The sequence below is a fragment of the Rhizobium hidalgonense genome (assembly GCF_002914525.1).
GTDB classification, from domain to species: Bacteria; Pseudomonadota; Alphaproteobacteria; order Rhizobiales; family Rhizobiaceae; genus Rhizobium; species Rhizobium hidalgonense.
The window spans coordinates 1-20,981 of the sequence record NZ_LODW01000080.1 but is presented as its reverse complement, the minus strand read 5'-3'; the positions used below and the strand labels follow the sequence as shown (position 1 = coordinate 20,981).

The 20,981-nt window shown below is 58.4% G+C and carries 15 protein-coding genes and 1 pseudogene; 11 read left to right on the top strand and 5 right to left on the bottom strand.

Annotation, left to right across the window (positions count from 1 at the left end; genetic code table 11):
* Window positions 1-393: 393 nt before the first annotated feature.
* The 4 genes from ATY29_RS25100 to ATY29_RS25085 are packed head-to-tail and all read left to right on the top strand — an operon-like array spanning window position 394 to window position 5,667.
* Window positions 394-1,251, top strand: coding sequence for a WecB/TagA/CpsF family glycosyltransferase (locus ATY29_RS25100; protein WP_097537434.1), 858 nt, complete (start codon window positions 394-396; stop codon window positions 1,249-1,251).
* 14 nt (window positions 1,252-1,265) lie between these two features.
* Window positions 1,266-2,759 (top strand): sugar transferase, encoded by a 1,494-nt coding sequence (locus ATY29_RS25095; protein WP_097537432.1) that lies wholly within the window; start codon window positions 1,266-1,268, stop codon window positions 2,757-2,759.
* 37 nt (window positions 2,760-2,796) lie between these two features.
* Window positions 2,797-3,840, top strand: a complete 1,044-nt coding sequence (locus ATY29_RS25090; RefSeq protein ID WP_097537431.1) for a UDP-glucuronic acid decarboxylase family protein — start codon at window positions 2,797-2,799, stop codon at window positions 3,838-3,840.
* Window positions 3,841-3,843: 3 nt separating this feature from the next.
* The gene (locus ATY29_RS25085) at window positions 3,844-5,667 is read left to right on the top strand and encodes a glycosyltransferase family protein (RefSeq protein ID WP_097537430.1); all 1,824 of its coding nucleotides are present in this window, start codon (window positions 3,844-3,846) and stop codon (window positions 5,665-5,667) included.
* 103 nt (window positions 5,668-5,770) lie between these two features.
* On the opposite strand, the gene ATY29_RS25080 is transcribed toward ATY29_RS25085, so the two are convergent.
* Complete coding sequence (locus tag ATY29_RS25080) at window positions 5,771-6,550, bottom strand: response regulator transcription factor (RefSeq protein WP_025418119.1); 780 nt, start codon at window positions 6,548-6,550, stop codon at window positions 5,771-5,773.
* A 563-nt stretch (window positions 6,551-7,113) separates the two neighbouring features.
* Here ATY29_RS25080 and ATY29_RS25075 point away from each other — a divergent pair.
* Genes ATY29_RS25075 through ATY29_RS25050 form a run of 6 tightly spaced genes read left to right on the top strand, consistent with a single transcriptional unit; the run spans window position 7,114 to window position 12,657 of the window.
* On the top strand, window positions 7,114-7,620 hold the full coding sequence (locus tag ATY29_RS25075) for an acyltransferase (protein WP_025418120.1): 507 nt from the start codon (window positions 7,114-7,116) through the stop codon (window positions 7,618-7,620).
* Window positions 7,617-8,654 carry a Gfo/Idh/MocA family protein gene (locus ATY29_RS25070; protein WP_025418121.1) on the top strand — a complete coding sequence of 346 codons (1,038 nt, stop codon included), beginning with the start codon at window positions 7,617-7,619 and terminating at the stop codon, window positions 8,652-8,654. Before ATY29_RS25075 ends, ATY29_RS25070 begins: the two co-directional genes overlap by 4 nt.
* Complete coding sequence (locus ATY29_RS25065) at window positions 8,651-9,754, top strand: DegT/DnrJ/EryC1/StrS family aminotransferase (RefSeq protein WP_097537429.1); 1,104 nt, start codon at window positions 8,651-8,653, stop codon at window positions 9,752-9,754. The genes ATY29_RS25070 and ATY29_RS25065 overlap by 4 nt, the downstream gene beginning before the upstream one ends.
* The gene (locus tag ATY29_RS25060) at window positions 9,744-10,463 is read left to right on the top strand and encodes an acyltransferase (RefSeq protein WP_097537428.1); all 720 of its coding nucleotides are present in this window, start codon (window positions 9,744-9,746) and stop codon (window positions 10,461-10,463) included. The genes ATY29_RS25065 and ATY29_RS25060 overlap by 11 nt, the downstream gene beginning before the upstream one ends.
* Window positions 10,460-11,431: an NAD-dependent epimerase/dehydratase family protein gene (locus ATY29_RS25055; RefSeq protein WP_097537427.1), complete on the top strand. Its 972-nt coding sequence runs from the start codon at window positions 10,460-10,462 to the stop codon at window positions 11,429-11,431. Before ATY29_RS25060 ends, ATY29_RS25055 begins: the two co-directional genes overlap by 4 nt.
* Window positions 11,428-12,657 (top strand): DegT/DnrJ/EryC1/StrS family aminotransferase, encoded by a 1,230-nt coding sequence (locus ATY29_RS25050; protein ID WP_097537426.1) that lies wholly within the window; start codon window positions 11,428-11,430, stop codon window positions 12,655-12,657. The genes ATY29_RS25055 and ATY29_RS25050 overlap by 4 nt, the downstream gene beginning before the upstream one ends.
* Window positions 12,658-12,900: 243 nt before the next feature.
* Here ATY29_RS25050 and ATY29_RS25045 read toward each other — a convergent pair.
* The 4 genes and pseudogenes from ATY29_RS25045 to ATY29_RS37885 all read right to left on the bottom strand — a co-directional run.
* Window positions 12,901-13,140 (bottom strand): annotated as a pseudogene (locus ATY29_RS25045) (transposase); the annotation flags it as partial.
* Window positions 13,141-13,224: 84 nt separating this feature from the next.
* Window positions 13,225-14,733 carry an O-antigen translocase gene (locus ATY29_RS25040; protein WP_097537425.1) on the bottom strand — a complete coding sequence of 503 codons (1,509 nt, stop codon included), beginning with the start codon at window positions 14,731-14,733 and terminating at the stop codon, window positions 13,225-13,227.
* Window positions 14,734-14,869: 136 nt separating this feature from the next.
* Complete coding sequence (locus tag ATY29_RS25035) at window positions 14,870-16,195, bottom strand: polysaccharide biosynthesis/export family protein (protein WP_173883872.1); 1,326 nt, start codon at window positions 16,193-16,195, stop codon at window positions 14,870-14,872.
* Window positions 16,196-16,761: 566 nt separating this feature from the next.
* Window positions 16,762-17,091 (bottom strand): hypothetical protein, encoded by a 330-nt coding sequence (locus ATY29_RS37885; RefSeq protein ID WP_244597445.1) that lies wholly within the window; start codon window positions 17,089-17,091, stop codon window positions 16,762-16,764.
* Between the two features lie 369 nt (window positions 17,092-17,460).
* Between ATY29_RS37885 and ATY29_RS25030 the strand changes: the two genes are divergently transcribed.
* On the top strand, window positions 17,461-20,981 hold a 3,521-nt coding region (locus ATY29_RS25030), incomplete at its 3' end, for a N,N-dimethylformamidase beta subunit family domain-containing protein (RefSeq protein WP_244597444.1).

The window sequence follows — 20,981 nt, the reverse complement described above, 5'->3', positions numbered from 1 at the left end:
CGTCCTAAGCAAACAAACAGAATCACAACTGGCTGATTTCACTCAACTCTTTTTCGGTCAGGCTCTTAGATCTTTCCAGCGGGGGGTCTTCACCTCGCTGGGTTGATCATGTCACCCCCTTTGCTGCTCGCGCTGGAACTCCAGTGATGTTCGCTTGATTGCGAATATCTTCTGCGGCCCCGCGCCGGCGTTATTTCGGGACAACGGTCATCAAAAAAGAGCAGCATGGCAAGGCCGTGGGGTACATAGACTTACTTCGAATATTGTACGTCATCCGCGCGTAAGACGTAAATATGAAGTCTCTCCTACGTCCAATAGCTGGAGCAGCAAGTATGGAGGCAATCGGCTTGCCGAGATATTCTGATGACAGTTTCAGTCGCGAAAGCGCAGGTCATGAGAAAACAAACAGCAGGCACCAGCCAAACTTCAATACTCCATCCAAAGGGCTCCCTAGGTTGGACGAATGTCCTTGGTGTTCGCGTTTCGGCAGTCAATCTTAAAAGCGCGACTGGATTTATTCAAAAAGCGATCGAAGACGGCAGGAAAGAATATGTCTGCGTTCGCGACGCTCACGGCATCGTCCGCTGCCAAGATGATCCCGAGCTCCGGTCGATCCATAACCGGGCATTCCTCGTGACCCCCGATGGCATGCCACTGGTATGGGCATTGAAACGTGCCGGTCATTCGGAGAGCGACAGGGTCTACGGACCGGATCTGATGTTATCCGTTTTCGATGCCGGCAGATCAACGGGCGTGCGCCACTTCCTTTATGGGGCAACAGCCGAGACACTGGAGCAATTGCAGGCACGCCTTCTGGCAAAATTTCCGCAGGCACGGATCGTCGGCTCCTACTCACCACCTTTTCATAAATTGTCGCTGCAGGAGGAAACGGAAATTGCCGACCGGCTCAATCGGTCGGGCGCCGATATCATCTGGGTCGGGCTGAGCAGCCCCAAGCAGGAACTCTGGATGGCGCGCATGCGTGATCGTCTGAAAGCATCAATGCTCATCGGTGTTGGAGCTGCATTCGATTTCCACGCCGGCCTCAAGCGGCAGGCTCCAAGGTTCATTCAAAGAAGCGGCTTCGAATGGGCGTTTCGTCTTTTGTGCGAGCCGCGGCGGCTGTGGCGGCGCTATGCGCTCGTCGTTCCGACCTTCATCTCACTGACGGCTTTCCAGAGACTGGGACTTCGGAAGTTTCCGATCGAAGAAGCCGTTTCTGGGTCGGGTGCGTCGGGACAAATGCAGTAGAGGGGTAAAGCGTCATGTCCTTATTTATGCCGTCATCGATGACACCGGGTCCGTCGAAGGCATCTACATCAAATGACATGACATCGCGGTCGATTGCGGCAGGATCCGTGCCGCCCATCGCAGCCAAGGCCGCCGATGCCTTTGTATGGGCAGGGCTGAATACACCCGTTGCACTAGGGCGCCGGTTTCCTCGGCTTGCTACGTCGTCCTTCCTGATCGCCGGCGACATTGTTAGCTATTTGATTGTCTATTTTGTTCTCCTGTCCTTTCTCCCGAGTGGTTCGGAGGGCACAGTCGTGGAGCGTGCGTTGGCGGTCGCAGCACTGGCTGCGATCGTTCTTTATGCATCGGCCGGCCTCTATCCTGGATATCGGCTGCAAGACCACGAACTTCTGCGGCGGCGCACAATAGCTGCCGCCAAGGTGGGTGTTCTGACGGCATTCGGAGCAATTATTCTGCCGGAGACGGAACGACTGTCGCTTGCGATTATCGTGTTCGTCGGTTTCGGGCTGGTTGTTCAGACACTTGTGCACTGGCTTGCACGAGGCCTGTGCTGGAAACTTGGAATCTGGGGGGAGCGCGCGGTCGTCATAGGCGGGCGCAACCTTGCTCCCGCCCTCATAGCGCATTTTAAGGACCACTGGCAGTATGGCGTCAGGCCGGAGCCCTTTTCCCCCGATTGTTTGGATGCATTGCCCGATGACGGCCCATGCATCGCCGTGATTGCGGGCGACACCGGCTCGCTTCTGCCCGACTTGGCGCTAATGCGTCGGAGGTTCGCCGAAGTCATTTTGCTGTCGGACACGCCGAGCTTAAAGGTAAGCGGGTTGCGGCCTGCGGATGTCGGCGGAGAGATAGGCATTCGCCTTACCACCGGTGGGCGTTCGATGAACTCGGATCTGGTTCGCCGGATCCTCGATCTCGCAATCGCCATCCCTGCAACGATCGTGGTCGCGCCATTCATCGCGATTGCAGCGGCCGCGATCTACGCCATCGATCCAGGTCCCGTCTTCTTCCGACACACCAGGGAAGGACGCTCCGGCAAGCCGGTGCACGTCCTGAAATTGAGGACGATGTACCAAGACGCGGAACAGCGCCTTGAAGCGTTATTCCGAGACCACCCGACCATGCGCGCCGAGTGGTTGAGCCACTTCAAGCTCAAGGACGATCCGCGCATCCTTCCGGTTATAGGACATATGCTGCGCTCTTCGAGTATCGACGAGCTCCCGCAGTTAGCAAACATCATTGCGGGCGAGATGGCCATCGTCGGACCGCGTCCGTTCCCGGAGTATCACCTTTCGGCAATGGACAGCGAATTTAGAGACAAGCGCCGTTCCGTCACGCCGGGGCTGACGGGCCTTTGGCAAATATCCGAACGAAGCAATGCGGATATCGAGCTGCAGCAGCAACTCGACGAGTTCTACATCGACAACCGGTCCTTGTGGTTCGACTTGCACATCCTTCTCAGCACAATTCCTGCGGTCTTAAAGGGCAAGGGAGCCTGCTGACCACATCCACGGGCAACCACCAACACGGAGCACACCAATGCACGGACACAAGAGAATTATGGTTACCGGCGGCACCGGGTTTCTGGGATCATTCCTGTGCGAAAGGCTTTTACGGGAGGGCAATGACGTCCTCTGCGTGGACAATTACTACACCGGTTCGCGCGACAATGTGCTGCACCTTCTCGACGACCCACGCTTTGAGATTCTTCGCCACGACATTACCTTCCCGCTTTATGTAGAGGTCGACGAGATCTACAACCTCGCCTGCCCGGCATCTCCGGTCCACTATCAGCACGACCCCGTGCAAACGGTGAAGACCAACGTGCACGGGGCCATCAATATGCTTGGCCTTGCCAAACGCACCAAGGCGAAGATCTTCCAGGCCTCCACCAGCGAAGTTTATGGTGATCCGGCAGTTCACCCTCAACCCGAGGACTATCGAGGCAGCGTCAATCCGATTGGCCCGCGGGCATGTTATGACGAAGGCAAGCGGTGTGCCGAAACCTTGTTCTTCGACTATCATCGTCAGTATGGCGTGGAAATCCGGGTAGCGCGGATATTCAATACTTACGGGCCGCGCATGCAGACCAATGACGGCCGCGTCGTCTCCAATTTCATCGTCCAAGCGCTCCGAAACGAGCCGATCACCATCTTCGGCAACGGCACGCAAACGCGCTCCTTCTGCTACGTAGACGATCTCATCGAGGGCTTCATCCGCCTGATGGGTACGCCGGCCGGCGTCACGGGTCCGATCAATCTCGGCAACCCGGGAGAATTCCAGGTCCGGGAACTGGCCGAAATGGTCGTCGAAATGACCGGGTCTAAATCAGGCATCGTTTACAAGCCTCTGCCGATTGACGATCCGACCCAGCGCAAGCCCAATATCAGCCGTGCAATGCAGGAATTGGGCTGGCAGCCGACAGTGAGCCTGCGTGAAGGGCTCGAGAGGACGATTGCCTATTTTGAGTGGAAGCTTGCCGGCGGCGTCAGGAACATTCTCGGCGCCAAGTCTCCGCAGGAGGCTTACCCGGATCTGCTTCCTCCGAAGGTCGGCCTTCCTGTCGCGGAAATCACACGATAGAACATGGACAGATTTGTCGACCATCGCAAACCACGGCTCCTCTTCTTCCAGTGGGACCATCAGCCCAATGCGAATGCGGCCGGTTACCTGTTGCTGCATATGCAGCAACAGGTCAAATGCCTCGCCACGCACTTCGATGTCGTCGTCATAAACCACGACTGCGATTATGCCGAGATATGCGACCGTTACGAACCGGATCTGACGCTGTTTGAAAGCGGCTACCGGTCACACGGGTCACAGCGGATAAAAATCACCAATACCAATACCCGGGTTCCAAAGCTCGGCCTCCACAACGCCGATCCGTGGTGCGACCGCCGCAGCGGCTTCCTGTCCGATATGGAGCAGTGGGGCATAGAGACCTTTTTCTCGATTGGAACTATGACGCCCGAATACATGCCGGAGCTCAGGGATAACCTGTTCGTCTGGCCAAACTTCATCGACCCCGAAGTTTATCGCGACTATGGCCAGCAGAAGATCATACCGGTCACGCTCACCGGCCAGGTCTATGGCCTCTACCCTTGGCGGCAGAATGTCTTTCCGATAATCCGCGACCACTATCCCTGCCTGGTCTCGCCGCAACACAGTTATGAAAGCAAGCTTGCCTCCCAGCTGTTGTCGGGAGAGGCCTATGCGCGCGTCCTAAACGCAAGTTTTGTCGTCCCTACATGCGGAACCGCGGGCGGCGAGGTCGTTCGCAAGCACTTCGAGATCCCCGGGGCAAACGCCTGTCTTTTGACGGAACGTACTGCATCGGTGGAGGCCGCCGGCTTTGCCGACATGGAGAACTGTATCTTTGCCGACCACCACAACGTGGTTGAGCGATTGGAATACCTCTTTGCTCATCCCGATGAAATACAGCGCATCGCGACGTCAGGCTACCGTTTAGTTCACTCGCGTCATACGCTGAACCACAGACCTCAAATATATCAATGGTTCATGCTGAACCGAGACCTGCAATTCGGCGAAAAGATCATTCAGCCCGGGCCTTTCGATGAACTTATTAAGGTCGAACGCGCCTCACAGCGAGAGAGTATCCATGTTGTTGGTGATGCGAGCGATCGCGCCTTGCTGAAACAGGGCGATTTGCTTCTTGAGCAGGACAGGGTGGAGGAGGCCAAGCGCTGCTACCTCAGCTGTCTGGACTATGTATCCTACCTGCCTGAAGCTAAGTTCCGTCTTGCCATCTGCGCTTTGCGTGAGGGCGATGTCGATCGCGCCTATGACCTTATGGTGAACTTGGTCAAGATAACGATGGTCGACTATGGGTCGACCGACCCGGACCCGGTCGAATGGGCTTATTTCCTTCTTTCCTTGATCTGCAAGGGGGAATTTGAGCAGGCGCGGAGGTTACTGGACTTTTATCCATGCCTGTCCCACGATGAGCTCAGGCGCATGCGCCTCATCTTCGAGCAACCGGGTCTAGAAGGCGATCGGGCCGCCTCGCAACGGCGCCGCAAAGATCGAAAAAGCATTCATCAGCTTCCCAAGCGAAGCGATCTTGAATGGCTTTCATGGGTTGCCGATATTCTTGAGCGTTGTGAAAAGCCAGATCTTGCGAACGCTCTTCGTCGTGTCCCTCTTTCCGTCAACGAGACCGGCGAGCGCGTAGCATCTCTATATCTAAAACGTGATCTTGGTTGGCGCTTGCGATTCTACTTGGGCATCGATAGCCTGATGACCAAACTGCGTCTGAACAGCATAAGGCCGAACGTGCCGCCTCTGCCGGAGTTCCGATATCTTCGGCATCTTGCACGGGGCCTAGTGCCCCGCTCACAAAGAGGTGCGTTCCGCAGGATCCGAATGGCGCTTTCCAGGCCTCTTTTGTGACGGCGGCAATTGACTCACGTCGCTGCGAGGTCTCACCAAAACAGGATGATTTTAGGCCGGACTGCCTAAAATCATCCTGAAAAGATGTGATCGGTTGAGTGTATCAGGACAGTTCTCTGCTCGTCCCTGAGCCAGCAAGACTATCAGGAAAGAGATCGTTGAGCTTGAACACGACCTCGGTCCTGTTTGTTGCCTTGACCTTCTTCATGATATTTCGAACATGTACCTTGACCGTGCTTTCTCGCAGATTGAGCTCGTAGGCAATGATCTTGTTCGCCTTTCCGCGCCGCAGTGCCGCTACGACTTCGGCCTGGCGATCCGTGAATATCCCGGCAAGCGGGTGTGCTGTCGGGTTGTTCGATTGCAGCAAGTGACGCATGGCGAACAGGGCGCTTGCGGGAACGAAAAGTCCTCCTGCTACCGATAGCGCAATCAGCTCCATGCAGACGCTGATGCTGACGGAGGCAGGTATGTAGCCCTTTGCTCCGTAATCGATCGCCCTCACGATCTGGGCGAAGTCGTCACTATCGGACAATATGATGACCGGCGTCGACACGAATTCCGACGAAAGACTCTTGATCTGCTCCGAAACGACAGGGTCGTCGACCGTCTTGCCACCGACGTTCAAGAGGATTGCCGAAAGCGGAGGATATTCTTCACGCTTTTGCTTCCACTCTTCAATCGATCCGAACGCCAGAATTACGAAATCCGCCGTGTGGGCGGCCATGCATTGCGCAAGGCAGTGCCGATCAAGTTCCCTCTTGTCAAGAATGACAAGCGAGTGCTTTGCCTTTGAAGGTCCGGCAAACGCCGTGGATTCTTCTTCTATCTCCAACGGAAGAGATACGTTTTCCTGCCTGTGGCTTATATTTATTGTATCCAAAGCCCTATCCTCCCAGCCTTTTTCTACGCGGTACTTCAAAGTCGAATATCAAACTCCTCTGTAGATATGGGAGTTTAATCACTAGAAGTGCTAATTTAATACCACAGTTCCGAGGATGTTAAACTAATTAATAGTGGTTACCCCAATACATAAGTTCCATCGACAGATACAAATGGTTACATCGTTGAAACTGATCGATCTGAGGCTCATTCATTTGTATGTCGATTCGGCAGGTTGCTACATGTATTCATCTAAACTCGCTAAACCCATGTAAACTATGCCCCTCTTCGACGTGGAGGATTAGGATCGGTCGGCGTGTGACCTGTCGATGCCGATGATCGATGGGATAGACATTCGCATGCGATGGTCATCCAATTTTCGTAAGCAGATACGCCTTTAGGTGAATGAGCTTCAACGTTTTGTCCCTTTACTCAGATGAAGAAAACAATTCTTTTTGAAGGAGAAGAAATAGTTGTTCTGATGAAACGAAACCTTGAAAGCATTTTTGCGATCGACGGTTTCACCCACATCAGGGTCTGTAGAAGAGTAGGGGGCGAGTTGGGATGATTGCATCGAACGTCAACCTGGGTGACGGCTGCGTTATCCACCATCGGGATCTTGTAAATCTCTACGGCTGCACGATCGGCGCGGGAACGCGCATCGGCACCTTCGTTGAAATCCAGAAAAACGTCCTCGTCGGAAAAGACTGCAAAATATCAAGTCATTCCTTCCTCTGTGAAGGCGTGACGCTGGAAGATGGCGTTTTCATCGGCCACGGGGTGATGTTCACCAATGATACCTATCCGCGCGCCGTCAATTCGGACGGCAGCCTGCAGACGGAGGCCGACTGGGTCCTCATCCCCACTCTGGTCAAGCGCCACGCGTCAATTGGCAGCAACGCCACCATTCTGCCTGGCGTGACCATCGGAGAGGCTGCACAAGTCGGCGCCGGCGCCGTCGTCACGAAGGATGTACCCGCCGGCGCCATTGTTGCCGGCGTTCCGGCGAGAATCACCGGTCGCGTTCATGACCGGACAGTTGACATGCAAGCGTTGGGAGGAATGCGATGATCGGCATTGCTGTTGTCGGGTATGGGTATTGGGGTCCGAACCTGGTTCGTAACATCTCGGAAGCGGCCGGTGCGCAGCTCGTTTCTGTCTGTGATCTGAATGTCGAACGGTTGGCGGCTGTCAAAAGCCGGTATCCAGCAGTCACGATCACCGACAATTTCGAGGAAGTTCTGCGCGACCCGAGAGTGGATGCAATTGCTATCGCAACGCCGGTCTCTACCCATTTCAAGCTCGCTATGCAGGCGATGATGGCCGGGAAGCATGTCTTCGTCGAAAAGCCGATGGCATCGACGACGGAGGAAGCTTCGCGGATGGTGGAAGAAGCGGCGCGCCGCCGCCTGGTGCTGGCCGTGGACCATACGTTCGTCCACACCGGGGCCGTTCGCAAAATGTGCGAACTGGTCGAAAGCGGCTTGGGCGACATGTATTATTACGACTCGGTTCGGGTCAATCTGGGTCTCTTCCAGCACGATGTCAGCGTGATCTGGGACCTCGCAGTGCATGATCTTTCCATCCTGGACCATGTTGTGCAGGAAAGGCCGGTGGCTGTTTCTGCGACGGGCATGAGCCATGTGCTCGGCGAGCCGGAGAACATCGCCTATCTGACGCTCTTCTTCGAGAGCAAGCTTATCGCCCACATCCACGTCAATTGGCTGGCGCCGGTCAAGGTGCGCCGCACGCTGATCGGCGGCAGCAACAAGATGGTCGTCTACGACGATCTGGAGCCGAGCGAAAAGATCAAGGTCTATGATAAGGGCATCACCCTGAACCCGAATTCCCAGGCCTATGGGGAGAAGGTGCATCAAATGATGGTCGGCTACCGCAGCGGCGACATGTGGGCGCCCAAGCTCGATATGACCGAAGCATTGAAACGCGAACTTGATCAGTTCGTCGAGTGCATCGATCAGAGTACCCGTCCCATTACGGACGGCCAAGCCGGGCTGCGGGTCGTTCGCATCCTCGAAGCCGCAAGCCGGTCGCTCGCCCAGCGCGGTCGTATCATCGAGCTCGAAGAGGCGAGGCGCATTGCATGATCCCGTTCCTGGACCTCAAAGCCCAATATCAATCGATCAAGAGCGAAATCGACGCAGCCGTCCTCGGCGTGCTCGCCTCGGGGCAATACATACTGGGCGAGGAAGTCGCCCGCCTCGAGCAGGAATTCGCGGATTATTGCAACGTAAAACATGCGATAGCGGTTAATACCGGGACGAGTGCCCTGCATCTGTCGCTGCTTGCGGCAGGAGTCGGCCCCGGCGATGAAGTCATCACCGTGCCGTTTACCTTCGTCGCGACCGTATCGGCGATCTGCTACGCCGGTGCGCGACCGGTATTCATCGATGTCGAGCCCGTGACGCTGACGATGGATCCGGCTCAGCTCGAGGCAAAGATCACGCCCCGAACCAAGGCCATTGTTCCCGTCCATCTCTACGGTCAGATGGCCGATATGGACGCGATCAAAGCAATTGCCGATCATTATCGGATACCGGTGATCGAGGACGCCTGCCAGGCGCACGGAGCGCAATATAAAGGCGCCCGCGCCGGCAGCATCGGCGCATCCGGCTGCTTCAGCTTCTATCCCGGCAAAAATCTCGGCGCCTGCGGCGAGGGTGGTATCGTCGTCACCAACAGCGACGATCAGGCCAAGACGATGCGCATGCTGCGCGACTGGGGCCAGGAACAGCGCTATCACCATCTGCTGAAGGGCTTCAACTATCGGATGGATGCCATTCAGGGTGCGATCCTGCGCATCAAGCTCCGGCATCTCGAAGGCTGGACTGAAGCGCGGCGCGCCCATGGCCGTCGCTACTCGCTGCTGCTTGGCGGTTTGGCGAGTTTGAGGACGCCTGTCGAAATCGCTGACCGGCGCCACGTCTACCATGTCTATGCGATCAGAAGCCGCGATCGCGACGAGCTTCAGCGCGTGCTGACCGCCGAGGGCATTCAGTCCGGGCTGCACTATCCGATCCCCGTTCACCTGCAGAAGGCCCATGCCGACCTTGGTTACCAGGCCGGCGATTTCCCAATCTCGGAAGCGGCCGCACGGGAGGTTCTCTCATTGCCGATCTATCCCGAGATGCCCACGTGGCATGTCGATCAGGTGGCTGCAGCGTTGGAATACGCCTATGTCAGTTGATCGTTTGGGCGAGGCCCGGATCGTGCAAGCGGTCCACGGCCGTCATGAAAGACCGGCAGATCCAGCCTACCAGGCCGGGCTGGTCGAAGAACTCAGGCAATCATACGGGCGCGCTGGCCTGATCGAACTCTACGGTCGTTTCGCGACGGGCGACGGGGTCGTCGACACGATGATGCGCAAAGCCATCTGGCAAGCGATCACGCGGAGTTGCGGCACGGGATTGCAGGTTGCAGGCGGCGCCGGTTTCAAACACCCCGAGACGTTCGAAATTGGCAATGGGGTGTTCATCGGCGCTCAGGCCTATATCCAGGGGCGCTACGACGGCACCTGCGTGATCGGCGACAATGTCTGGATCGGCCCGATGGCCTATTTTGACGCGCGCGAACTGGTGATCGAGGATTCTGTCGGGTGGGGCCCAGGCGCCAAGGTGCTGGGCTCGACCCACACGGCACTGCCGGTGGACGTGCCGATCATTCGCACGGATCTTGAAATCAAGCCGGTCCGCATCTGTGCAGAGGCCGATATCGGAACGAATGCAACCATTCTACCCGGCGTGACCATCGGGAAGGGAGCGATCATTGGAGCCGGCGCAGTTGTCGTTTCCGACGTCGAGCCGTTCTCGGTTGCCGCAGGTGTACCGGCGAAATTCATACGGTGGCGTTCGGAGAATGATCCGATGACGAACATGTCGCGTGAGGGAAGGTTATGAGAAATCAACGAGTACTCATTACCGGCGGTGCCGGTCTGATCGGGTCGCATATTGCCGATCTTGTCGCATTGGAAAAACCGCGTGAGATCATCATCCTCGACAATTTCGTGCGCGGGCGCCGGGATAATCTCAGCACCGCAATTGCCAGTGGGTATGTCAACATCATCGAGGGAGATATCCGCGACAGAGCGCTTCTGGCAAAAACCTTCGATGGCGTCGACATCGTCTTTCACCAGGCGGCGATCCGCATTACGCAATGCGCCGAAGAGCCACGGCTCGCCTTCGATGTTCTGGCCGAGGGCACGTTCAACGTTCTCGAAGCCGCGGTCAAGGCAGGTGTTTCGAAGGTGGTCGCTGCTTCCTCGGCCTCGGTGCTGGGGCTGGCCGAGAGCTTCCCGACGACCGAGCAGCATCATCCCTACAATAACCGGACGATCTATGGCGCTGCGAAGACCTTCAACGAAGGCCTGCTGCGCAGCTTTGCGGAGATGTATGGCCTGCGTTACGTCGCGCTGCGTTATTTCAACGTCTATGGGCCGCGCATGGACGTTTACGGCGCCTATACGGAAGTTTTGATCCGTTGGATGGAGCGTCTGATGGCCGGAATGCCACCGCTGATCTATGGGGACGGCAGCCAGACGATGGACTTCGTCGATGCACGCGACATCGCCCGTGCAAACATTCTGGCCGCGAAAAGTAATGTCACGGACGAAGTGTTCAACGTCGCCAGCGGCACGGAGATAAGCCTGCTGGAACTCGCCAAGATGCTGAGCGACATTATGGGTTCCTCGCTCGAGCCGCAGCACAAAGAGGCCCGCACGGTCAACGGCGTGACCCGTCGTCTTGCCGATATCAGCAAGGCCGAACGGCTCCTCGGCTTCAAGGCGGAGATCTCCATGGAGCAAGGGCTTCGTGATCTCGTTGCCTGGTGGCAAAAGCAGACCGACGCAGGGGGGCAGGCAGCATGAGCTCGTCTCAATCCACAACCCCAGCCACAATTCCGGTCGCCAAACCCGTCCTCGGGGAGGAAGAGGCTGAGGCCGCGCGCCGCGTTATTCTGTCTGGATGGGTGACGCAGGGGCCGGAAGTCGCGGCTTTCGAGCGTGAATTCGCGGCCTTTGTCGGCGCCCCACATGCATGCGCCATGTCGAATTGCACGACGGCATTGCATCTGGCGCTGAAGGCGGTCGGCGTATCGGGCGGCGACGAAGTCGTCACGGTCAGCCATTCTTTTATCGCGACCGCAAATGCGGTTCTGTACTGCGATGCGGTGCCGGTTTTCGTCGATATTGAAGAAGATGGCTACAATATCGACGCCAGTCTGATCGAAAGGGCAATTACGCCTCGCACAAAGGCCATTCTCTGCGTGCATCAACTGGGCATGCCTTGCGAACTCCGCTCCATCTTGGAGATCGGCAAGCGCCATCAGATACCGGTGATCGAGGATGCAGCCTGCGCGACGGGAAGCGAAATTCTGTGGGACGGGCGTTGGGAGAAGATCGGCAAAGCGCATGGCGACATTGCCTGCTTTTCCTTCCACCCCAGGAAGGTCGTGACGACGGGCGATGGCGGCATGTTGACCACGGCCAATCCCGAATATGACCGGAAGTTCCGGCTCTGGCGCCAGCATGGCATGAGCGTCACCGATGCCGTTCGTCACGGCTCGAAGCAGGTCATCTTTGAAGACTATGACGAGCTGGGTTACAATTACCGCATGACCGATCTCCAGGCCGCCGTCGGGCGCGAGCAGTTGCGGCGGCTGCCGGAACTGGTTGCCCAGCGCAGGCTGCTTGCCGAGCAATATTGCGAACGTCTGCAGACAATTGCCGGGCTTTCTCTGCCGGCCGAACCGCGGTGGGCTCGCAGTAACTGGCAGAGCTTCTGTGTGAGGTTGCCCGATACCGTCGATCAGCAGGCTGTCATGCAGACCCTGCTCGATCAGGGCATCTCGACTCGGCGTGGCGTGATGAACATTCATCTGGAGGGCGCCTATTCTGCTCAGAGCTCCCACCGCACTGCCACGAGCCTGATGCGAAGCGTAACCGCGCAGCAGCACACGATCATCCTGCCGCTTTATGCCCAGATGACGGAGGCTGATATCGTCAGGGTCGTCGAGACATTGCGACAGGCCCTTGCTGCGGCCACCACCGGGCGCGTCGTCCGTCAGCCCGAGCAGGACGTCGTACCAGCCTGAAGTGACGCCTGCACATTGCGGAATGTGGATACGAGATCACGAAGCGCGCATCATCTGATGCGCGCTCAAACTGCTGACAAGCCCGCCATATTTTCGGCGGGTTTTATTTTTTCGCGGATAGGATTTTTCTGGCCGCAGGATTTGGCGGAGGGAGTCGGGTCGTTCCCGGCTTACGGGGTGGCCGGTTTCGGCGCCTTTGTCAGGGCCATTGCGATTTTCTTGATGTTTTGGGCGGACGCAGCCAACCAGTTGACGCTCCGAGCGGATGCCGAACAGGTAGCCAATGAACAGCGCCTTGATCATGAGGGTCGGATCGAGCCGCGGGCGGCCGTTGTCGGCGCAATAAAGCTCCGCAACGCGATCGCGGGTGAACGAGAAGTCGATCACCGCGTCGATCTTGCGAAGCAGATGAGCCTTCGGCACCAGGCTGTCGAGCATTACCATCTCGAGGGCAGTCTGGCAGGGACCAGGTTTCTTCAACATCTCTCAATGAATCACAAACCCCTGGACGCCGCCAGGGGGGTGTCAGCAGTATGAGCGCGCACCATCTGATGCACGCTTTCCTATTTATGCGGATTTCGCGATCCATCCTCTGACGATTGCCGGCACGAACTCCCGTGGAAGCAGCTCGACCAGCATGCGCAGAGAGTAAAGCCCGGTCACGACCACGGCGAGGCAGCCAATCACCATCGCCGACCACGCCGGTAAGAGGAAAAAGACCGAGACGACCAAACCCGATGCAGGCAGGAAAAGAAGCGCGTGCCTGCGATTGGCGGGCGACCAGCGAAAGCCGGTGAGCCGACGCACGATCAAGTAAATCAGAATACTATGCCAGACATAGAGGCCGAAGAACGCCATGCCGGCCCCTAGCGTGCCCAACTTCGATACGAAGAACCAGGCCAACCCCACATGCACCAGCGTCGCAGCGACCTCCGTCCAAAAGAAGATCGTCTGCGCACCCTTCGCCAGGACGATGAAACCCATCGGCCAGGCGACGATCCTCAGCATCATCCCAAGACAGATCCAGCGCAGAAGATCCACAGCCCCATGAAACTCCGCGGAATAGAACAAACTCATCACGATTGGCGCCAGGGTCAACGTGGCAATTAGACCGGGGCCGGCCAGCAATATGCTAATTTCCGCCTGCTCATTGACCAGCCGGTTGCACTCGGCATTATTGTTGGCGATTGCAGTCAAGCGCGGGTAGAAGTCCGTTCCCATCGCCTGCAGGATGAAACCGGCGTAAAGGCCGCCAAGCGCCCAAGCTGCCTGATACAATCCAGCCGCTACGACGCCCCCTTCATTGAGCACGATAATGCGGATGGCATAGGCCGCGCCGAAGGTTAGAAGTCCACTTGCCATGAAAGCGACACCGAGCCTGAACAGAGCTGTCGCTTCCCGGCCGAACTGGTGCGCCGACATCGCCGGTGGCTGTGTGGATATTTGTTTGCTGTACCACCAGGTGGGAAGTAGCGAGACGGCCGCGATCGCCACGAGAGAGGGTGCAATCGCCTTTTCGCCGAACAGATAGATCAGCGGGATGCTGACGATTGTGCCGAACAGCCCTGAAAGCACATTGATGCGGGCAAGATTTGCAATGCCCCGCAAGCCCTGGATCAACGCAGCCTGTCCGGCAGCGACAAGCCGAAAGAATACGGCCAGGGAGAGCAGCACAATGCCGCCGGCATGCTGGTAGTCCCCGAAGGTGAATTTCGAGACCGGAAACGCCAACGCGGCAAGCAAAAGCCCGCCAAGCAACCCGAGCGCTAATGAGATGCGTCTGAGCGCTGTCGCCGACCGGGCGATCTTGTCGTCGTCGCCGGCGCCCGCCGCCTCAGCGACCCGGCGCACACCGCTGCTGCTCACGCCCAGACCAGCTATCGCTTGCGCGATATCGAGGATTGCCCCGTAAAGGCCGAGAAGCCCCACGCCTTCAGGACCGAGCAGAACGGCGAGCGCTTTGTTGCGAATGATGCTCAGAGCGACATTGACCAGCGAGGAACCGCCCATCAGCATCGTCGATTTCAGGATTTGGGTATAAGTCTGACCGCTGGGGGGGATCATGCGCAAGGTCATCACTTAACCCTAGCTGCCAGGTGAGATTCAGGCGGGTCCATATCAAGAGCGATTTCTTTGCGGCAGGCGGCCTGAGCGCCTCGATGACGCTCAAACCTCCGCTCCAACTTCGTTGAGAACACGCGCACGTCGCGGGTCACTGGCCGGCTCGATCTGCAAGCGCTTGGGTCTCGAAAGATGGGCTTGTGTCGGCCTGAGACGTATTATCCAATATGTGCGGCTGGACGACTCTCACCACATCGCCGGGTGCCAGCATCGTCGTTTCCGAGGCTTGGAACTGATCGATTTGTCCATCGTTGCGGCGGGTCACGCTAAAGGTGAGCGGGAGTTCCTCGACGAGGGTCTTGACGCTGTCATTGCTCCCCAGGTCGGCGATGAGCAGCTTCTGTAGTGTTTCGCGCTTCAGCTTGAATTGATCGAGACTTGCCCGTTCGGACTGCGCTTCGGTCGCCACTTCGCTCCGGCGTGCGTCGTAAAGTCCCTCAAGGTTCCGCGTCGTCTCGCTGACCGCCTGCCGGCCCCGCATGACGGCGGTGAGAAGGTCGAGCTTGTCGGAGCGGTAAGTCGTCAGCAACCGTTCCAGATCCATCTGCCTTGAGGAGATCGTCAGGCCTTTCTGGACCAGGGACTTGACGCTGACCAGTTGGTCTTCGACTGATTTGATATTGTCGTCGGCGCCCGTCAGTTTCTCTTCCAATGTCGATATCTCAGTGGTCAAAAGATCGCGTAATTCCGTGAACGCCCTCGACTGCCTCTCCAACGCATTGGCGCGAGCCCGAAAGATAATCCTCTCCTCGTTGTATATGCCGGCGGCAAATTGCTGATCGGCGCCGGTCATCTGATCGAAGGTAATCTCGTCGGCTCCATCCATTTCCGCCTGCAGCCGCGCCAGCCTCGCAGTGCTGCGCAGGATCGAGTGATCGATTTCGCGCAATTCTCCGACGATCTGGATCGAATGCGTTTGCTGCTCTTCTTTGGCGCGGCGCGGCCCGCCACTCATTGCCAGGGATTTCAGGACGGTCAATCCGGGGCGGAAACCGTACTGCCCAGGCGTGGTCACGTCTCCCACGACGTAGATCGGCGGGTATTCGAGAATTTCGATGTTGACCGCCGGCGCCTGAACCAAACCGATCTTTTCCTGCAGGCGCTTGCCAATCTCGTTTGTGAGGTCGGCGTTTGTCCGATTGCCGACGGAAAGGGACCCAAGAAATGGCAGAAAGACCGTGCCGTCATCCGAGACTGTGTATTCGCCGCCAAGCGCATCCCATCGTTCATATTGGCCCCTGGACTGCATCCATTGGACGATCGTTAGGCGGATCTTCGTTTGTGGAGCCAAGGCTTGTGGAGCCGGCGGCGCGCTTTCTGCGACGGCCGGCGACACAGTTCCGGCAAGAAAGACGGTTGCTCCGATGACAGCGATCGCACGAAAGAACAGGTGGAGCGCGCGGTGCGATGAATTCATGTACATATCTCGCCTGCAAAACATCCTCAAGCGGATGCCGGTCCAATGCCTTGACGCTGCTTGACGGCCGGACGAAAGGTCCGAAGCCGAGATCTTCAGTTTGCAGCCTGGCGAAGCCTTGAGGAAGGTGGAGTCTGTTTGCTTTGCCTCATCATTATTGATGAACTGGTGGCGAAGTGCTTCACCCATGTCGACCAGAAGCATATGTCCCTGCGCGGCAAGGAGGCATTATCCTGGAAAATCAAAGGTTATGCACGCAGGCTTAGGCGTGCCCGCGACGTCTCCAGCGCTGGCGCGAGCATGAGGAAGAAGCCGCCACCGCGGCTTCGGGTCTTGCTTCGGAAGCGGCGAAGCTTCGCGACTCCGCGTGTCTCGCCCGTCTCCTGGCCAATGCGGCACGGCCGTTCCAAAGGATGCTGCGAGTAGAGCAAAAGGCGTAGGATATACTCGCTTAATTTTCGACTATACTTCGGTGCTCCGTATTGAGCGATCTCATAGCTTCGACTCTGACAATCTCGCGAGAGGTGCCTCCCATGTATCGCAACGCTCGTCGCTGGACTGCGCGCTCACTCCTGGTGGATTCGCTGGTTCCCCAATGGCTGACTATCGGAGGGAAGGAAAGGCCACGCAAGCCGGCCGAAAAGCACGGGGACAGTGCTCAACTCGCGGCAGCGGTGAAAATCGCGACTGGAAACAATCAGGCCCTTATCGACGATTCCCATAAGGACGCGACGCTTAACGAGCGTGACGTTGGACAGAAAGAGGGCGGGAACGGCGTCGCGGACGGCCGGGCCGACGATAGGCTCGTAGCGCCGCCCTTGCCTGACGCTTTCACAATCAATCGCGAACTGGGGGCGCGAAGCGGCGATATCGCTGCGTCTGTGCAGGCCGGCCATACGCCGGGTTTCGTACATTTCGCGCCGGATGCGGGCAGGGTTGCGTTCGGGGCCGCATCGTCTCTTCCGCGTAGCTACGGCGAAATGAGCTCCATAGGCGACGACCCCCTGGCTCCGTATTTGCCGCAAAGCCCTGCGCCGACAGGTTCGGGGCAAGATTCTGCGACCATTGGGGCCGAGCGTTCTCACTCGGGCAAGGTCGTCATTCTCGAATCGACGCCCTCAGCGCAGTCGACTGCGCATCATGCTGGGCCGAATGCGCTGGCGGTTGGCATGCCCTTTGGAGTGTGCGGATGCGGCTACTATACCTCCCCCACGCGGATTCTCGATTGGGCCCATGGCAGCGGCCTGCTTCAGCAGGACGGTCAGTTGCCAGGGACCAAGTTTACCGACGGCCCAGACTATGTGTCGGCGATCAAGAAGGCCATCGGCGCCTCGGTCAGTGATCCTCTGCTCGATCGTGACGTATCTTCGTTCGCGGGCTGGCGCGCAACCGCAGACCTGACGAACTTGGCGCTCTCCAACGGATCATTGCCCGGCGGCGGAGAGATAGGAACGGGAACCGGCACCAAGGGTAAAGCCGTCCTTTCCGGCTCGGTGACGACGCCACCTCAACCTTCTGCGCAGCGGTCGCTGGCAACGCAAGATCTGGCGGCCGCCGCGGCGGCGAGCAACGCGATCGTGCTGGAAAACCAGAAGCAGGGCAATCCGGAGAGCGAGTGGGGCATCGACACCGCCAGCACCAACATCGAGGGTTTTGCGACCGATATCAGCGTCGACAACGGCAAGACGATCAGCTTCAAGATCAATACGAATTCTACCAACTATCGGATCGATATCTATCGGCTCGGCTACTATGGCGGCATGGGTGCCCGCAAGGTCACGACCATACAGCATACCGGATTGCAGACGCAGCCCAATCCGCTGCGCAATGCCACGACCGGCACGGTGGATGCCGGCAACTGGGCCGTCTCGGCGTCCTGGGCCGTACCGGACGATGCCGTCTCAGGCGTCTATATCGCCAAGCTCGTGCGTCAGGACGGCACCTTCGGCGAAAATCAAATCCCGTTCATTGTGCGCGATGACGCCAGTCATAGCGACGTCGTCTTTCAGACCGCAGACGAGACCTGGCAAGCTTACAACGGCTGGGGTGGCGCAAACTTCTATGGCGGCAACGGCCCGGCGACGGGGCAGGGGGCAGGCCGCGCCTATGCACTCAGCTACAACAGGCCGATTGCGACCCGCGACGGAGTCGGCACCTATGCCGGCCCGCAGGACTATCTGTTCGGCGCCGAATATGCAGGCATCTACTGGCTGGAACAAAACGGTTATGATGTCTCCTATATGTCAGGCATCGACGTCGATCGCTATGGCAGTCTGCTACTCAATCACAAGACCTATATCGATGCCGGGCACGACGAATATTGGTCGGGACAGCAGAGGACCAATGTCGAAGCCGCACGCGATGCGGGCGTCAACCTGATGTTCTGGAGCGGTAACGAGGTCTATTGGCGTACCCGCTGGGGCAATGCCTACAGCGCCGACGGAACACCTTATCGCACCCTGATCTCCTACAAGGAGACATGGGGACCGCCCGGCACCAGCCTCGATCCTTCCAACGAATGGACAGGCACCTTCCGCGACCCGCGCCTCAGCCCGCCTGCTATCGGCGGCGGCAGCCCTGAGAACTCGCTGACTGGCCAATTATTCAAGGTCGACGATGTTGGCGGCAATCTCGCCGCGATTAAGGTTGGCTATGATGATGCCAACCTGCGCTTCTGGCGCAATACGAGCGTCGCAAACCTCCAGCCCGGCCAGACGGCAACGCTCACCAAGAATTATCTTGGTTACGAGTGGGACGAGGCGCCTGACAACGGCTTCGATCCGGCCGGGCTCGTCAAGCTGTCGTCGACGACGCTGCCCGTCACCACCTACTTGCTCGACTACGGAAATACGACCGGCAGTGCGACGGCGACTCACAATCTGACCCTCTACCGCGCCCCCAGCGGGGCACTGGTGTTCGGTGCCGGTACGGTCTATTGGACATGGGGCCTGAGCAACAATCACGATAACGAGGCGACCCCCACCGATCCTCGCGTCCAGCAGGCGATGGTCAATCTGCTTGCCGATATGGGCGTTCAGCCGGGGACGCTACAATCCGGGCTTACCGCGGCGACTGGTTCCACCGATGCTGTTGCTCCGACCTCCGTCATCACGGTGCCAGCGACGGTGGCCGCTAATTCAACCGTGACGATTTCAGGCACCGCTGCCGATACGGGCGGCGGGGTCATCGCCAGCGTCGAGGTTTCGACCGACAATGGTGCGAGTTGGCATCCGGCGACGGGCGACGAGAACTGGACCTACTCATGGACCCCGGCGATTGCAGGGACCTATACGATCCGGTCGCGGGCGGTGGACGACAGCATCAATCTCGAGACACCTTCTGCGGGGCGCACGGTCACCGTCACCGGCCCGACTTTTACATCTCTCTTCGGTGGCGCGACGCCCGCGGTCGTCAACACCGACGATGCTGCCGCCGTCGAGCTCGGAGTCAAATTCCAGTCATCCGTGGCGGGCACGGTCAGCGGTATCCGGTTTTACAAGAGCAGCCTGGATACGGGCACACATACCGGGTCGCTCTGGTCAAGCACGGGTACGCGGCTTGCGACCCTCACCTTCACTAACGAGACTGCCAGCGGCTGGCAGAGTGCGACTTTCACGAGCCCGGTGACTTTGACAGCCGGACAGACCTATACCGCATCCTACCATACGAATGTCGGCAACTATTCGACGACCGCCAACTACTTCCTGTCCAATGTGACGAGTGGTCCGCTGACGGCGCCGGCAAGCGGCAACGGCGTTTACCGCTATGGCAATAGCGCGTTCCCGACGAGCAGCTTCGACCAGACGAACTATTGGGTCGATGTGATGTTCAATCCCTCGAATGCGAACAACACGACACCGACGGCGGTCGCCGATACGGGGAATGCGACCGAGAAGGGCGGTGTCGCCAATGGTTCCGGCGGTGCGGTTGCGAGCGGCAACGTGCTGACCAACGACACCGATCCGGATTCCGGCGATACCAAGACGGTGAGCGCCGTCAGCTTCGGCGCGACCTCAGGCACGCTCGGCTCAGCGCTGAACGGCACCTATGGCAGTCTCGTTCTCAGTGCATCGGGCGCCTATAGCTATACGATCAACGAGAGCAATACCGCCGTGCAGGCGCTGCGCCTGTCGACCAACACCGTGAACGATGTCTTCAGCTATACGATGCGTGATACCGCCGGGGCCACCTCCACGGCAAATCTCACCGTCACCATTCACGGCGCCAACGACGCACCGGTGCTCGCCGTCCAGACGGCGACGCAAAATGCCACCGTCGGCTCGGCCTTCTCCTTCGTCGTGCCGACGACCACCTTCACCGATGTCGACAGCGGCGAGACGCTGACCTATTCGGCAACGGCCGCCGACGGCACGGCGCTTCCCAACTGGCTGACCTTCAATGGCTCCACGCGCACCTTCTCCGGCACGCCGACGGCGGGCGGTAGCTACGGAGTCAAGGTCACGGCAACCGATATCGGCGGCCTTGCCGCCAACGAGACCTTCAACATCGCCGTGTCGGTTCCCGGCAACACGACCCCGACGGCAGTCGCCGATACAGGGGATGCGACCGAGAAGGGCGGGGTGGCCAATGGTTCGGGTGGCGTGGTTGCGAGCGGCAACGTGCTGACCAACGACACCGATCCGGATTCCGGCGACACCAAGACGGTGAGCGCCGTCAGCTTCGGCGCGACCTCGGGCACGCTCGGCTCGGCACTCAGCGGCACCTATGGCAGTCTCGTTCTCAGTGCATCGGGCACCTATAGCTATACGATCAACGAGAGCAATGG